Here is a 16,303-nt window from a genome sequence, read left to right on the forward strand (position 1 = left end):
TTACGCTTACATGATCAAGAGATTAGTATTAGTACTGCTGCTTTGTTGCGCCACAGAGTTTTACGCACAGGATGATGCCATTTTTTGCGAACAGGTTTCTGCGCTAAGTACCCTTATTGAAAAGGAACATTATCGCCCCAAGCCAATTGATGATAGTTTATCTGTAGCCGTTCAGGAGCTATTTTTACTCGCTCTGGACGAGGATAAATGGCTTTTTACTACCAGCGACATCGAAGAATTTAATGATGACCGGTTTAAGATCGATGATTACATTTTAAAGTCCGATTGCGGTTTTATCGATAAGTATATCGCTCGATTGCGACTTCGCATCGAACGGGCAAAAAAGCATATTTCATCTTTTACAACCGTCCCTTTTGATTATTCAGGGACCGATACCCTTCATTTTTATCGAACACGACCTTCGCGATATTTTTCAAGTGATTCGGCTGCAAAACGCAATTGGAACAAGCGAATTCGCTATACCTTGCTCAGCAAGCTCATTGAAGAGGACACCATTTTTGAGAATATTGAGAAAAACTTCAGTGAGCTTGAGAAAGCGATAAAGCCCAAGGTATTTCAAAATCAAATTTGTTTATTGGACGAACGGCTCAATGCCAAAGGTGGATTAGAACACTTTGTGAAAGAAGCATTTCTGAATGCTTTTGCGAACTATCAGGATCCGAACTCCTTTTTCTTCAACGACACCGAAAAAGTGGTTTTTGAAAATTCTGTGTCTAACAGCCAATTAAGCTTTGGGCTTTACACCGCAAAGAATGATGACGGAGAGATCGTGATAAGTTATATAACACCGGGAGGAGCAGCTTATTTAAACGGAAATTTTGAAGAGAACGATGTCATTAAATCACTGAGCTCGGGAACCACGGTATTAGAGACATTTTGTGTTTCAAATGAGGAGATTTTTAGTTTTATGGCCGACAATAAGCACAACAAGATCACCTTCAGAATAAAGAAAAAGGACGGAACCATAAAGTATATCCCACTAGAGAAATCTATAGAAGAGGTAGAAGAAAATCTCACAAGAGGCTATGTGATCACCAAAGACAAAACAGATTTCGGTTATCTTAATATCCCTAGTTTTTACACCGACCTGGAATCACCTAACGGTTTTGGAGTTGCCAACGACGTGGCAAAAGAGCTCTACAAACTCGAAAAAGAAAAGATTAAGGGTCTGATCATCGATCTGCGCTTTAACGGCGGAGGTTCTATGAAGGAAGCAGCAGATCTCTGCGGTTTGTTTATAGACAGAGGTCCATTATCCATACTACGCTACCGGGATGGGGAGACTTTTACGATTAGAGATGCGCACAGAGGTACAGCATTCGATAAACCTATCGTTATTCTTATAAATAATTACAGCGCTTCGGCCAGTGAGTTCTTCTCGAGCGTCATGCAGGATTACAATCGTGCCGTGATTGTAGGAGCTCCATCCTACGGGAAGTCAAGTGCTCAGGTTATTTTTCCACTGAGTGAATCCAAGGATCTGGGATATTGTAAACTTACGGTGGATGCGTTCTACAGAGTGACCGGCAAAAGCAATCAGTCTCGCGGTGTCATTCCCGATATCAGGTTTCCAAGTATTTATGACGGATTAAAAATAAATGAAGAATATGAAAGGTTTGCACTTCCCAATGACAGCGTACGTGTTTCGCTGCGGCACATTCCATTAAAAAGCCTACCGCTCGATGCCATAGCATCAAAAAGTGTCTCTCGTATAAATACCGATAAGAGCTTTCAATTGATCAAGTCGTTGAACCAAACCCTTATTCAAAATTATGTTACGTCAGACACCGAATACCCGCTAACTTTAAGCGATGTTTATAAGGATCTAGAGGGCTATAACAATCTTTGGAAAGAAATGACCATGCATTTTGAGAAACGGAATTCGAATATGACAGCAAGAAATACAAAGACTACAACCGGTTATTTAAAATATAATGAAGACGAAAAAGAGCTTAATGCCGTGATCTTGAAGGACCTTGCTGAGGATCTCTATGTGGAGGAAGCGCACGCCATTCTTCTGGATTTTATAAGACTAACCAAGTAATTAAATAGGTCAATTAATAAAAAATGGGAGCATGAAATATTTTATTCGAACCTGTTCCAAACGAATAACAGAATTTATAAATTTGCTGAAATAATCCTTCGGAGACAGTCTCAATTTAAATCGACTTCCGAATAACAGAAACACACCTATGGGAAGAGCTTTTGAATTTCGTAAAGCACGTAAAATGAAGCGTTGGTCGGCTATGTCCAAAGCCTTTACACGTATCGGAAAAGATATTGTAATGGCTGTAAAAGAAGGAGGTCCAGATCCCGATGCGAACTCAAAACTGCGTGCGGTAATTCAGAATGCTAAGGCGGTGAATATGCCCAAGGACAATATAGAACGCGCCATAAAAAGAGCCAGCGACAAAAGTCTGGGGGATTTTAAGGAAGTTTTATTTGAGGGCTACGCCCCTCACGGAATTGCCATTCTGGTGGAAACTGCCACCGATAATAATACCCGTACCGTGGCGAACATTCGGTCGTATTTCAATAAATGTGATGGAAACCTGGGTACTTCGGGTTCTGTTTCGTTTATGTTCGACCACGTTTGTAATTTCCGTATAAACGCTGAAGGAATGGATCTCGAAGAACTGGAACTGGAACTTATAGATTTTGGCGTTGAAGAGATCTTTGAAGATGAGGACGGCGTGTTGATCTATGCTCCTTTTGAAAGTTATGGCGCCATACAATCGTACCTGGAAGACCATAACATCGAAATTCTTTCTTCCGGTTTTGAGCGCATTCCGCAGGTTACCAAAGCCTTAAGTGCAGAAGAGGTCGCCGATGTTGAAAAATTACTCGAAAAGATAGAGGAAGACGATGACGTTCAAAACGTCTACCACACTATGGAAGAGTCTTCAGCCGATTAATTGCTACTCTTTTATCAGTTTTATAGTTGCCTTATTATTCACGGAAACAAAATACAGTCCGTTGGCAAATGAGGAAATGGTTACGTTGTGCTTGGCAGTTTCGATGTCTTCTTCGGAATACACTATTTGACCCAGCAAATTCGTAATAACTATATTGGTGATCACATCGCCATCCGAAGCGACCTGAATACTTTCTGATGCGGGATTTGGAACCACTGAAATGCCCAAACTGAAATGATTATCCGGGCTACCCAGAGTTTGAGAACGTACAAGCAGCATTCCTGCAGAGCGATCACTTATCACTATATTCCCACTCCCAAAATAGGGATATACATTCCAGGCCCCGTCATAACCCGAATTGTTTGTCGAAGGATAAGAGTCGAAAGACCCTACTTCGGTCAATGTTCCGGCGGCAATTCCTGAAATATCTACTACGCGCAGTCCGGCCGTATTATTCGATAAATAGAATTTAGTTCCTTTTACATAACCATTGTGATCGGTAGCGGGCGTAGGGCCTGAATACGAAAAATGAAACTGCGGATTATCGAGGTCGTTGAGATCAAAGACTACTGTTCGCGTAGGAATACCCGTATTGATCTCATCCTGTTCATCACCAAGAAGAAAATACCGATGATCCTCGGTTAGCCAGCCCTGATGGGTATAATTTATATTTGAATATCCTATAGTAGAAAGTAACTGTGGGTTGACCTTATTAGTAACATCGACGATCACCACTACGTCTTCATTACTTCCGAATAGAATTTCTTTTCCCGTATGATCGGTATCCGGGCCGTCATAAATTACAACCTGAGCATCGTGAGTATATCCCATACCCGAATAACCGCCTTCACCCATGGGATTAAGCGGATCCTGAATATTGACAAAATGGGGTCCTCCACCATGAGTCGTACCTCCCACGCCATAGGCATAACCGGTTTCCTCATTTATGGCAATATTGTGAGCGCCTCCAAATCCACTGTAGTGGGCATCTTCATTAAATATCACCGGCGGGTTCGGTACATTTCGAAGTCGGGTAAGGTCGAATATCTGAATTCCATGCCCGCTATCCTCACTTACGATAAAGGCATAGTTGTTATAGGTTTTAGCATCTCTCCAAGTACTGCTGTTGTTCACTGTAGGCAGTTTCCCCAGATACACAGGATTTAATGGATCTGATACATCTATAAATGCGGTGGCTTCATTGAGACATACGATGGCATATTCTTTACCATCCTGCGGGTCGGTCCAGCCCCATGAGTCATTGGCCCGATTGGAACCCATGGTAGCCAACGGAATTTGAGACAGCAAATCATAGCCGTCGCACGGAAAAGACCCCGCAATACCATTGTTACAGGGGGTTTGAGCATTTAGAGACAATAAGACCAAGGAAAACAGAGAAGAAAAAATAAATTTCATAGCATAGTTTTGTATCCATGCTAAAATAGGGATAAAATGCCAGAACTGCCAGAAATGAGTCCTTCGGTTGAGTTATGTATATTCGGGCTTCTTCCCTACTACCCCTTTAAAATAGTCTCGGAGTTTAGGAAGATCGTCCTTTAAGTTTCCTTCAGGATAAAAAGCAGGGTGAATAAATACAGTTTTTGTTTTATAATCGAAGGCAACGGGAATTATTGGCACATTTGCTTTTACCGCGATGTAGTAAAACCCCGTTTTCCATGCATCTACTTTCTTACGAGTTCCTTCGGGTGCCAACGCCAATCTGAATTCCTCTTTTTTCTTAAATATTTCAGCGATTGCCTCTACTTTATTTTGACCCGGTGTTCGGTCTAAGGGTGCACCACCCATCCACCTAAAGTACCAACCGAAAAGGGGTCTAAACAGTTCTCGTTTAGCCACAAAATTAATTTCTGTTTTTAAAATCCTACGTGCAAAAGAGCCAACATAGAAATCATGCCAGCTGGTGTGAGGCACAACAATGACAACAGATTTCTTAACAGACGGATCGAACGACCCTTCTATGCTCCATCCTAAAAACTTAAAAAAAATAAATTTAGTAAGTGTCAATTGTGAGGTACCTCCCAGACCTACATTTTTAGATATAATGACCTGAGTTTTTCTCTAGTCATAATATTTTCCCAATCATCTCCCAATGCATTTTCCCAAAGAGGCACAAGACTAAGTGCGATGTCTATCATCGTATTAATCTGATCTTCTGTAAGGTTTGCGCATAATCCTTTGGGTATATCCACATTGTGTTTACGAACCATTTCTTTGAAAAGGGCCACATCCTTAGGATAAAATTCTTCGAGATGATCGAAAACGATACAATTTCCAATTCCGTGTTTTGTCCCTAAAACATACGATAGTCCGTAACTCATAGCATGTGCTACACCAACCTGGGAATAAGCTATACTCATTCCTCCATGCCAGGAAGCCATCATTAGTTTTCCTCTGGATTCTTCTTCGGAAAGATCACCTTTTACAAAGATCTCATAACAAAGATCATAAGCCTTTTCACCGTAGCTTTCACTAAAGGCATTTAAGAAAGTTCCGTTAAGCGATTCTACACAATGAATAAAACAATCCATTCCTGTATAAAACCACTGATTTTTGGGAACCCCGATGGTTAGATCCGGATCGAGTATCACCTGGTCAAAAGGAGTATAGTCACTATTGATTCCCAGTTTTTTTACGGGACCCGTTAAAACGGTGGTTCTGGATACTTCGGCGCCAGTGCCCGAAATAGTAGGAATTCCCACATGGTAGACCGCTTTATTTCGCACAAGATCCCAGCCCTGATAATCGGCAGCACTACCCTTATTTGAAAGCATAATAGAAACCGCTTTAGCCAAATCAAGTATGGTTCCCCCTCCAATACCAATGATACCGGACGGTCTGTAGGTAAATTCAGTTTTTATTTCTTTTACCATCTGATCTACCTGAGACGTTTTTGGTTCTTCATCGGCCGAAACAAATATCAGCTTATCGTTAAACCGCAGGTTAATTTTATTAACCAATTCGGAATCATTCTTAAAGACATCATCAACCAGGAAAATAAAAGGAGCTTTATCCTTTCGTTGCGGTGCAAGAATTGAGGATAACTGGTCAAAACTACCTTCCCCGAATACCACTTTGGGTACCATAGGAAAGTTTCGGTATTTATTATTTACATCTGCTCTTTTCTCTTCTTTCAATACTTTATTTGCCCTCATGAGGTCCTCCGGTGTGTCTATTTCTATTCCCTGTGTATTGGAAATAGCCATTTTTATGTTTTTTCCGTATTCGAGATAACGAATACATTCAATTTTTTCTGCAGCTTCGAGCGACCGCATAGGCAATCGGTAAAAATCCATTAATGCCTGCTTTCTGAAAGCGTAGATTCCCTTATGCTTATAATACTGAACTGCTGCATTTTTATCTCTGGGATAAGGAATTGGAGACCTGGAGAAGTACTGTGCAAAATTATCTTTATCTACGATCACTTTTACGCAGTTGGGGTCGCTAATTTCTTTCCAGTCGTGAATTTCGGTCATTAATGATGCCAGATCGATCTTATCGGCATCAGCGCCATTAAAAACACTTAAAACCTGTTCAAGACCCTCCTTGCTCGTAAACGGTTCATCGCCCTGAACATTCACAACAATATCAACATTCATATTCTCTACGGCCTCGGCTATACGATCACTTCCGCAGTCGTGTTCCTTTTTACTCATGATCGCCTTCCCTCCGTGCATTTCAATTTCCTTAAATATAATGTCGCTGTCTGTCACAACAAACACATCATCAAAGAGCTTAGTTTCTTGAGCGGCTTCATAAGTACGTACGATCACGGGTTTTCCACCCAGGTCCTGCATAAGTTTACCTGGAAATCGGGATGCGCCGTAACGCGCTGGTATCATTGCAATTATTTTCAAAAGCGTACTATTTTAATTAACGAAGGCAAAAATAACAAGATTATATGGTTGGAGGCTTCTTTTTCCGAAGCTTTTTATAAAAACGATATATTCCGAAGAAGATAAGCAACACAAGAAAAAATGCGATAACCGGTACGAAAATAGCCGCGATAGACATTACTGTCGAAGTTCCTGTTTCCACTGTGGCGACTATCGGGTTAGCCATTCCACCGGTTGTTGCAGAGGAAGTGAGCCTCAATGCCGAAGCATTTCCCTTTATTGCTGCTGCAGTACCTCCACCGGCAATTATTGCAAGCGCCCAGGTAATCACCGGATTTAAATCTGAGACGGTTGCTACCATTACCGCAGTACCCGCAACGGCTGCCAACGGTATTGCGATCGCATCTAGTAAATTGTCAAACCATGGAATGTAGTAGCCAAATATTTCGACCACTGTGGCAATACCCAACGTTATAATAGCAGTTAAACTTCCCATCCATTGCCAGCTTTCACTAAGAGGGATCACTTCAAAATAAGCCGCAGCACTTAAGATCAATATAGGTAAAAAAACACGAAATCCTGCGGCTACCGCAAGTCCTATTCCCAAACATATACTTATTATAAGATCGGTACTCTCCATCTCTTACGAATCTACAAAAAACTCGTCTTTAAAACCTATGAGATACAACTTTTCTTTAGCTCTGGTGACCGCTGTATATAGCCATCTTAGATATTCTTTATCTATCCCGTTGGGCAGATAGGGTTGCTCCACAAAAACGGTGTGCCATTGTCCGCCCTGAGACTTGTGACAGGTAATGGCGTAAGAGAATTTAACCTGAAGGGCATTGAAGTACTTATTGTTCTTAACGGCCAGAAACTTCTTGTATTTGGATTTTTCTGAAGCGTAATCCAAAAGTACTTCCTGATAGAGTTTATTCGAATCGTCGTAAGAAAGTGAGGGCGTTTCAGAAGTTAAGGTATCCAATAACAAAACGGTTTCGAAAGGTTTCATTTTGGGATAATCTACCATGCGCATCCTCACTTCAGCAAATCGGAATCCGTAGAGATCCTTAAAACTTAAAATCTCCAGCACTTCAATGATATCGCCGTTTGCGATAAATCCGGCTTCTGTATGTGGTTTTACCCAAAAATAATTGTTTTTAACCACCATCAAATAATCGCCGGCCGAAAGTTCTTCTTCCTGAAATAAGATCCTGTTTCGGATGTTCTGATTGTACAGATTTGCGCGTTTATTTGATCTCACAATCACAACAGTACCTTCATTTCCCAATTGAGAATAACAATCGTTTATGGCATCCATTAATTCCTGTCCGTCCAAGGGTCGTATCACCTCAGGATACGGAAGTTCCGTAAACTTAAAGGCTTCAAACAAACCGTCCTCTATCCTATTGCGTATTTCAGTGGCATTTACCAGGATACCACTATCCTTCTGCTGCCGTACCACTTCGTCGAGTTCTACTTCGATCACTTCTTTGTTGTAATGATTTGATATTGTGTGCTTATCCAGTGCAGGGCTAACATCCAGTTTAACTGGTGGTAACTGGGCAGTATCTCCAATAAGAAGGAGTTTACATTGATGTCCGCTATACACATACTGCATTAGATCGTCGAGCAAGGATCCGTTCTCAAATAACTTTGATTCCAGATTCACATCGGGGATCATGGATGCCTCATCCACTATGAAAATTACATTTCGGTGTTTGTTAGGCTGAAGGGTAAAAGACACACCCCCTTTTTTATTGCTTTTGGGATAGTAGATTTTTTTGTGAATGGTAAATGCCTCCTTATTGGAGTAGTTGCTTATCACCTTGGCAGCTCTACCGGTAGGTGCTAGAAGAACGGCCGATTGCTTTACTTTCCACAAGTTCTTTACCAGAGTTCCCACGATGGTAGTTTTTCCGGTTCCCGCATATCCTTTTAACAAGAACACTTCTTTATTTTGCTTATTCAAGGCAAATGCAGCGAGCAATTGAAGGGTAATGTCCTGTTTATGTGTAGTTGAAAAAGGAAAATCGGATTTTAATAGTCCGTAAAAATGTGAAATGTCCATGAACAAGTGGGTAATATGGGGTTAAAGATAGCTATGATTTTTTCGGAATATACTTTTACGAACAAAAAAAAATTGTAGATTTGCGATAGACCTTATTTTAAGAATTCTTAATTAAACTATCAAATAATGAAACTCGTAATTCAATTACTTCTTTGGGCGGTTATTATCTTTTTAGGGTATATGCTGTATAACTCTATTAGCGGTCCTATTAAATTTAACGAGATTAAAGAAGCTCGTTACGCCAAAGTAATTAAAGGCTTGAAGGATATTAAAGCTGCCGAACTTGCGCATCGCGAGATCACAGGAAAATACACCGGGAGTTTCGATAGTTTGGTTCGGTTTATTGATACAGCACAATACGCTATCGTCCAGCGAAGAGATACCAGCTATGCCGATGTTGAAAAAAACAAGGCATTCGGGCTTTCAGAAGGATACTATATTGAAGAGACACTTTTAGATACCCTTGGATTCAGTTCTGTAAAGGATTCTTTGTTTAAAGGTTCCGATCGTTACAAGAATATGAAAAAAGTGCCATTGGAAGATATAGATGCAGAATACGAATTGGAAGCAGGACGAATTAACAAGAACGGTACTTGGTACGCTGTATTTGAAGCACGGGTGTCAAAAGAAGCCATATTAAATGATTTGAACAAGGATCTTTTGGCTCAGGAAAAACAAGTTGTTTCAGTGGATGGTGTAAACGGTCCATATGTAAAAGTAGGCTCGATGAGTGAAGTTAATACTAGCGGAAACTGGCCAAAAATTTATGACACACCAGACGACCAATAACATTATAACAAATACAAATACAAGACTGTCCGTTCAAATTACCTTGACCGGACTTTCTTTTTTAGTAACACATGCTCAAACCAAAGAGACTACCTACTTTACTGAAAAAAAGTTTGATGCGCCGCGAACCCCCGAAGAACTGTTGATCGAACTGGAAGCAATATTTTCAACAGATAAAGCACTTCAACAAAACTTCGACGATGTAAACCTCGTTTATGCAGGCAGTCCTTATACCCTCGTACCTGCGGCACTATTTGATGAAAATAAGCTAAGTGATTATTTAAAGTTCAATACGCGAATCCTAGCGAATGATTTTATTGCTTTTGACAATTTAGACAATTACGATATTAAAATCGTGTATATACCCTGGGTAAACATCAATAATTATTTGTTCGATAAATTCGGGTCTTTTCAGTATTACAACGCTATTAGCATATTGCTGAAACTCGTTATGGATGCCGAAAAATATTCACCTGCCACTGCCGTTTACATCCATGTGTTAAGCGATAGTTTCGACCTTTTGGTGATGAAGAATGGAAAGTTGGAATTATGCAATTCCTACCCTTTTAAAACACCCGAAGATCTTATTTACTATATCCTTTTCAGTTTTGAACAACTCAACCTTAATCCGGATACTCTAGATGTGAAGCTCTTCGGAAAAATAGATGTGGGAGATTCAAATTATGAGATCATATATAAGTACGTGCGCCATGTCTCGTTTCCCGGAAAAGAATTCCTTCCGAAATCTGAAATTAAGAATGAAGGTGCACATCACAATGTTGTGCTAAAGAGTCTCTAATCTTGCGAATAATATCAGGAACATACAAAGGCAAACGACTAACGGCTCCGAAAAGCCTTCCGGTAAGACCAACCACCGATTTTGCTAAGGAAGGATTATTCAATATACTGGCAAATCGTATTGATTTTTCTGAAGTATCGCTACTCGATCTGTTTGCCGGTACCGGTAATATAAGTTACGAATTTGCATCGAGAGGTTGCCAATTGATCGTTTCGGTTGACGCTCATTACGGTTGTGTTGGTTTTATAAAAAAAACTGCCGAAGACCTATCATTCCCTATTCAAACCATTAAAGCGAATGTTATTAAGTATCTTAGCTCGCCTCACGGTACATTTGATGTGATCTTTGCCGATCCACCGTATGAATTTACGATACAGGAATTTTATGAGATTATCGATAAGGCACTACTAAACCACTTTTTAAACCCTGAAGGAATTATAATTATTGAACACTCCAAACATACCGATCTTTCTGCGCACACCAATTTTTCTGAAATGAGGAAATACGGCGGATCGGTTTTTAGCTTTTTCAAACTGTAATATGGCGGCATTCGACGTTTTAAACATTGAACTTGATTTTACCAGCGTTGAGATACATGAAAACTATATGATCTCACAAATTAAAGAGGGAATTGATTTTAAGCAGAAGCATTTGGATCAATTTTACAAGCTGTTTGAGACCTATTATCACGACAAGCCTTTTATTTCGATAGCCGATCGCAAATACGATTATACTATTGACCCGAATTTATTCAGAGATTCCAGTTTTAGAAACCTGTTGGGCATTGGAGTGGTTTGTTATACCGAAAGCTCCTTTAAAACCGCACAATTTGAAAAAACCTTTTTTAAAGGAAAATTTGAGCCTTTCTATTCTATGGAAGATTGTATACAATGGGCCGAAGAGTTGGTAAAATCACACCACACAAAAAATAAATCATAATTCAAAAAAGGAATTAAATTCTTTCGTAAATTCACGTTGCTTATTTAAAAGGTAACTACTAACTAACACTGTTTTCAATGTAATGGCAAAAAGGCCTAAATATTTCATTGATCTCGAATTTGCGCATATTGAATTGTTCGAAAATTTTTTGATCGTTACAGTTAATGAGGGGATCGTATTTGATACGCCGGAGGTAGAAAAGATCGTCGAAATTTCGAAAGCACATTTCTATGAACGTCCGTTCGGATATATCTCAAACCGTAAAAATGACTATACCGTAAACCCTACCTGTTACAAAGGAGCAGAAGAAAGTATGCCCCATATGGTTGGAATAGCCACCTTATGCTATTCTAAAGGGTCTTATAAAACCGCAATCTTTTCGGAACAATTCTTTAGCTGGCCTCATAAGGCATTTTACACTATTGAAGAATGTGTGGCATGGATTAATCAACTTATTGAAAATAAAAAAGCAGGCCGATAAGCCGGATTCTGTATTCGCCAAAACGAACCCTTATCATTTATCTGGATGTATTGTTACCAATACACTCGATCTGCCTACCCTCCTGCATTGGGCGGGAACCCTCAAGCGCAGGTATACGTGGCATTGCACCGCATAGAGTTTACCTGATTTCACTACAGCATTACCTGTACATTCTTTCTGTTGCACTTGTCCTTTCACGTATTAAACGTGACGACGGCCGTTAGCCGCTATGCTTCCCTATGGTGTCCGGACTTTCCTCCAAATCCCTGCTAGGCAGAGATCTCACTAATAAAGCAAAAGTTTATTAAATGAGATGTCGGTTAAACCGAACATTCGGCGATAAGGTGGCCTGCTACGGCAAAAGTAATTTAATGTTAATAAATACCGCAAAATACTAATCCCTATTTTTTAAAAACTAAACTCACATGGTTATATTTGTTTCTTCGCCTATGGAACATTTCATTGTATCTGCCAGGAAATATAGACCTACCCAGTTTAAGGATGTAGTAGGGCAACAGGCTATTACAAACACATTAACCAATGCCATAGAGAACGATCATTTAGCTCAGGCATTATTATTTACAGGGCCTAGAGGTGTAGGCAAAACTACTTGTGCCCGTATTCTCGCTAAGAAGATCAATGAGGATGGTACCGAGAAGACCGATGAGGATTTTGCGTTCAATATCTTCGAATTGGATGCCGCTTCAAACAATTCAGTAGATGATATCAGAAACCTGATAGATCAGGTACGAATACCCCCTCAAGTAGGTACGTATAAGGTGTATATAATCGATGAGGTTCATATGCTGTCTTCAGCTGCATTTAATGCCTTTCTGAAAACTCTGGAAGAACCGCCAAAGCACGCTATTTTTATTCTGGCTACCACTGAAAAACACAAGATAATCCCTACCATTCTTTCTCGTTGTCAGATCTTCGACTTCAGAAGGATCACAGTGAATGATATTAAAGGTCATCTGGCCGACGTGGCTAAAGCCGAAGGGATTGAGGCCGAAGACGATGCCTTGCATATAATTGCTCAAAAGGCGGATGGCGCACTTCGCGATGCATTGTCTATTTTTGACAGAGTGGTTAGCTTTTCAGGAAAAACCATGACCCGAGAAGCAGTTACTGAAAATCTTAATGTACTTGATTACACTTATTATTTTGGAGTGACAGACCTTTTACTTTCTAATAATATTCCCAAAGTACTGGTCGCCTATAACGAAATTCTCGCAAAAGGATTTGATGGGCATCATTTTATCACCGGACTGGCCTCTCATTTCAGGGACCTTTTGGTGTGCAAGAATGAAGAAACCATTGCTTTGCTTGAAGTAGGTGAACAGGTAAAAACCATGTATTTTGAACAATCTCAAAAGACTCCCACGAATTTCCTTATTGAAGCTATTGAATTGGCCAATGCAGCCGACCTCAAATTTAAAACGAGCAGAAATCAGCGGTTACTCGTCGAATTATGCTTACTGCAATTGGCTTCTGTAACCGCCAAAGGCGAAAAAAAAAAGTCTAGCGTAAACAAGAACGGAGCTTCAGATAGATTTGTACTCCCTCCCTCCTTCTTTTCCAATCAAAATAATACGGCTGAGATATCCGGAATATCTTCAGCAGAAGGAGCGACTGAAACTTCTAAATCCGGAGTAGAGACTCCAACTGACATTACCACAGATATTCCGGAAGATTTTGACTCCGGTACACCTTCCGAAGGAATACCTGAAAAAGTAATTGAACGTCCGCAGATCCTGGCAGAAAGAAATGCTCAAAAGGTATCGGCACTTTCTATTAAGAGTATTCAGAAAAAGCAGGAATTACAGCGGGAACTCGTCGCGAACCAGCCCGACGAAAAAAATCTCCCTACCGAAAACTTTACCGAAGATGATATGCAGACCGCATGGAATGATTATGCACAAAGAGTTGAGGAAGAAGGTAAATACAATTTGCTTTCTCATCTTACTATGGGGGTTCCCAAGCTGGAAGGAAATCTAATCCATCTGGAATTTCCAAACAGTACCATAAAAGTTGAAGTAGAGCGTGCCAAATACGAGCTGCTGGGCTATTTGCGCGAACGCCTTAACAATTACGATATAGACCTTTCCATAGAAGTTAATGAAACTGCAGTAAAGCGATATGCTTATACCACGCGTGAAAAGTTTGAAAAATTAAAAGAGCAGAATCCACTACTAGAATCCTTGCGAAAGGAATTCGATCTTGATATATAAACTAAAAATAAGTAAATGCTGGGTTTAAAATTACCTACGGATCCCAGATGGGTGAATATCGTAGAGAAAAATATCGAGGAGATCCTAACCGATCATGCCTACTGTGAGCAAAAGGCCGCCTCAACTGCAATTTCACTCATCGTTTCTTTTCCTGAATATACCGAACTCGTTCAGGAAATGGTGGCTTTGGTAAAAGAAGAGATCAGTCATTTTAAACTGGTTCACGATAAGATCATCGCTCGAGGTTGGGTGATGGGCCGGGACCGAAAAGATAACTACGTGATCCGGCTTACCCAATTCTTTCCTAAAGGAGGTAGTCGTACGAACCAACTGGTACATCGCTTGCTTTATGCCGCCCTTATAGAAGCCCGCAGCTGTGAGCGATTTCGATTATTGAGCGAAGAACTAACCGACCCTGAACTTGCCGAATTTTACAAAAACCTAATGGTAAGTGAAGCCAATCATTACACTATATTTTTGGGCTTTGCCAGAAAATACGGGGACCGGAAAGAGGTCGATACAAAGTGGCAGGAATTACTGACTTTTGAAGCCGAGATCATGAAAGATCTCAGTAAAGAAGAAAGTATTCATGGCTGAATGATATTTTAGTATATTTCAAAAAAAACTATAACCCCCTAACTTCAATTTCCAATGATCAAATACTTATGTTTCGCCATAGCTGTTTTATTTGCACAATCTGCTATGAGTCAGGATGAATACGGCGTTCAAAGACCGAAATCCAAAATCAGTGTATCCATAAACGATACTGAATATACCCTAACCGACGGTGACACCATCACCCATAACGGAGATAGAATCATTGTTAAGACATCAGACCATCTCACGTTTGACTACGGATTGTTGAAATTCGACTATCCCAATCATTTCGCTTTTGAGTATGACGAAGACATAGGATACAGAAACTGGACGCTGGACGGAAACAACTATGTCGTAATGTACTTCGAATTCCGGGGCGATATTGAGTTTAAAATGCTTGCTAATGAAATAGTACAGCGTTTTGGACGTGAAAACTGTGAAATTAAAAAAGATAAATTCAAGTTAGGAGATATTGAGCTTGTAGGAGAAAAAATTTCGGTCAATATCATTGGAGAAACTTTGGATTACGGGTTATATGAAATTAAGTCGGATGACAATAAAACTCATTTTATTGCTTTTCAAGATTCCTTAAATGATTATAACGAACCCACTGAAGAAGGAATTCAGACCCTGAAATTAATAGGCGAAACGATTAGTAAGCGCTAGTTGAAATACTTTTATGAGCATTAATTAGAGATCAACCTCGATCTCTCCTGCCAGTTTTTCATTGTACAGGCTTTTTATGATCCCATCCGAGAGTCCGATCTTAGGGACATAAATATTCTTTGCACGACTCCACTTCATGGCAGACAGATAAATTCGAGTTGCGGGTAGGATCACATCGGCTCTATCCGGATTCATATTCAGTTCGGTGATGCGTTCTTCGTAAGAATAAGATTTTACAAGATCGTAATATTGACCCAAATAGAAGTAACTAAGGGGTTTTCCGATCTTTTTACCGCTGTTCTTATAAATGTGATTGATATTGCCTCCCGACCCAATAAGTGAGACTTTAGTATAAGATTTGGTGGATTCTTTGATCCATTCTTCAACATCATCCCAAATAGTATCCTCAAGTATATCGTTTATGATCCTTACAGTACCCAATTTAAAGGAACGCGAATCCACGGTGTGTCCGTTGGCATAGAGGGTAAATTCGGTACTACCGCCTCCAACATCCACATATAAGAAGGTTTTTTCGCTTTTGATCAAGGATTTAAGATCGGTTGTAGCAATAATTGCCGCTTCATCATTACCATCTATGATATTAATTTTAAGATCGGTTTCTGAATATATCTTTTCGGCTATTTCCTTGCCATTAGCAGCCTCACGCATGGCTGAAGTTGCACAAGCTCTAAATTTTTTCACATTATGGATACTCATCAACAACTTGAATGCCTTCATCGATTCAAGCATTCGATCGAAATTGACATCGGAGATCCTTCCCTGTAAGAACACATCTTCCCCCAATCTTATGGGAACCCTTACCAATGATGTCTTTTTAAATAAAGTATCCTTTCCTTCCTGTTCCACCACAGAAGCAATAAGCAATCGTATGGCGTTGGAACCAATATCGATTGCGGCGTATTTATCTATATTCAGCAAA

The 16,303-nt window shown here is 40.1% G+C and carries 15 protein-coding genes and 1 other RNA gene; 9 read left to right on the top strand and 7 right to left on the bottom strand.

Annotation, left to right across the window (positions count from 1 at the left end; translation table 11 throughout):
• Positions 1-10 precede the first annotated feature (10 nt).
• Together ALE3EI_RS11600 and ALE3EI_RS11605 are read left to right on the top strand one after the other, a co-directional pair.
• Positions 11-2,065: a carboxy terminal-processing peptidase gene (locus ALE3EI_RS11600; RefSeq protein WP_186988837.1), complete on the top strand. Its 2,055-nt coding sequence runs from the start codon at positions 11-13 to the stop codon at positions 2,063-2,065.
• A 148-nt stretch (positions 2,066-2,213) separates the two neighbouring features.
• Entirely contained in the window at positions 2,214-2,936 is a 723-nt protein-coding gene (locus ALE3EI_RS11605) for a YebC/PmpR family DNA-binding transcriptional regulator (RefSeq protein ID WP_186988839.1), read from the top strand.
• A 3-nt stretch (positions 2,937-2,939) separates the two neighbouring features.
• Here ALE3EI_RS11605 and ALE3EI_RS11610 read toward each other — a convergent pair whose 3' ends face one another.
• The 5 genes from ALE3EI_RS11610 to ALE3EI_RS11630 all read right to left on the bottom strand — a co-directional run bounded on the left by ALE3EI_RS11610 (position 2,940) and on the right by ALE3EI_RS11630 (position 8,861).
• Positions 2,940-4,352 (bottom strand): choice-of-anchor B family protein, encoded by a 1,413-nt coding sequence (locus tag ALE3EI_RS11610; protein ID WP_186988841.1) that lies wholly within the window; start codon positions 4,350-4,352, stop codon positions 2,940-2,942.
• Between the two features lie 72 nt (positions 4,353-4,424).
• On the bottom strand, positions 4,425-4,961 hold the full coding sequence (locus ALE3EI_RS11615) for a 1-acyl-sn-glycerol-3-phosphate acyltransferase (protein WP_186988843.1): 537 nt from the start codon (positions 4,959-4,961) through the stop codon (positions 4,425-4,427).
• 20 nt (positions 4,962-4,981) lie between these two features.
• Positions 4,982-6,796, bottom strand: coding sequence for a 3-deoxy-manno-octulosonate cytidylyltransferase (gene kdsB, locus ALE3EI_RS13775; protein WP_186992365.1), 1,815 nt, complete (start codon positions 6,794-6,796; stop codon positions 4,982-4,984).
• A 55-nt stretch (positions 6,797-6,851) separates the two neighbouring features.
• On the bottom strand, positions 6,852-7,430 hold the full coding sequence (locus ALE3EI_RS11625) for a DUF4126 domain-containing protein (RefSeq protein ID WP_186988844.1): 579 nt from the start codon (positions 7,428-7,430) through the stop codon (positions 6,852-6,854).
• Between the two features lie 3 nt (positions 7,431-7,433).
• A complete protein-coding gene (locus ALE3EI_RS11630; RefSeq protein WP_186988846.1) occupies positions 7,434-8,861 on the bottom strand; it encodes an ATP-dependent DNA helicase in 1,428 nt (475 codons plus the stop codon).
• Between the two features lie 126 nt (positions 8,862-8,987).
• On the opposite strand from ALE3EI_RS11630, the gene ALE3EI_RS11635 reads away from it, so the two are divergent.
• The 4 genes from ALE3EI_RS11635 to ALE3EI_RS11650 are packed head-to-tail and all read left to right on the top strand — an operon-like array spanning position 8,988 to position 11,388.
• Positions 8,988-9,650, top strand: coding sequence for a hypothetical protein (locus ALE3EI_RS11635; RefSeq protein ID WP_186988848.1), 663 nt, complete (start codon positions 8,988-8,990; stop codon positions 9,648-9,650).
• A complete protein-coding gene (locus ALE3EI_RS11640) occupies positions 9,628-10,449 on the top strand; it encodes a DUF3822 family protein (RefSeq protein ID WP_186988850.1) in 822 nt (273 codons plus the stop codon). Before ALE3EI_RS11635 ends, ALE3EI_RS11640 begins: the two co-directional genes overlap by 23 nt.
• 2 nt (positions 10,450-10,451) lie before the next feature.
• A complete protein-coding gene (locus ALE3EI_RS11645) occupies positions 10,452-10,988 on the top strand; it encodes an RsmD family RNA methyltransferase (RefSeq protein WP_186988852.1) in 537 nt (178 codons plus the stop codon).
• Position 10,989: 1 nt separating this feature from the next.
• Entirely contained in the window at positions 10,990-11,388 is a 399-nt protein-coding gene (locus ALE3EI_RS11650) for a hypothetical protein (RefSeq protein WP_186988854.1), read from the top strand.
• A gap of 461 nt (positions 11,389-11,849) precedes the next feature.
• On the opposite strand, the gene rnpB is transcribed toward ALE3EI_RS11650, so the two are convergent.
• Positions 11,850-12,174, bottom strand: an RNA gene (rnpB, locus tag ALE3EI_RS11655) — RNase P RNA component class A.
• 144 nt (positions 12,175-12,318) lie between these two features.
• On the opposite strand from rnpB, the gene ALE3EI_RS11660 reads away from it, so the two are divergent.
• From ALE3EI_RS11660 to ALE3EI_RS11670, 3 genes are read left to right on the top strand one after another with little or no spacing between them, the layout of a single operon-like run.
• Complete coding sequence (locus ALE3EI_RS11660) at positions 12,319-14,100, top strand: DNA polymerase III subunit gamma/tau (protein ID WP_186988856.1); 1,782 nt, start codon at positions 12,319-12,321, stop codon at positions 14,098-14,100.
• A 15-nt stretch (positions 14,101-14,115) separates the two neighbouring features.
• The gene (gene miaE / locus ALE3EI_RS11665) at positions 14,116-14,697 is read left to right on the top strand and encodes a tRNA-(ms[2]io[6]A)-hydroxylase (RefSeq protein WP_186988858.1); all 582 of its coding nucleotides are present in this window, start codon (positions 14,116-14,118) and stop codon (positions 14,695-14,697) included.
• 54 nt (positions 14,698-14,751) lie between these two features.
• Entirely contained in the window at positions 14,752-15,363 is a 612-nt protein-coding gene (locus ALE3EI_RS11670; RefSeq protein WP_186988860.1) for a hypothetical protein, read from the top strand.
• A gap of 24 nt (positions 15,364-15,387) precedes the next feature.
• Here the strand turns inward: ALE3EI_RS11670 and ALE3EI_RS11675 are convergent, their stop codons facing one another.
• The gene (locus ALE3EI_RS11675; protein ID WP_186988862.1) at positions 15,388-16,302 is read right to left on the bottom strand and encodes a Ppx/GppA phosphatase family protein; all 915 of its coding nucleotides are present in this window, start codon (positions 16,300-16,302) and stop codon (positions 15,388-15,390) included.
• Position 16,303: the final 1 nt, after the last annotated feature.

The organism is Constantimarinum furrinae (assembly GCF_014295415.1).
Classification (GTDB): Bacteria; Bacteroidota; Bacteroidia; order Flavobacteriales; family Flavobacteriaceae; genus Constantimarinum; species Constantimarinum furrinae.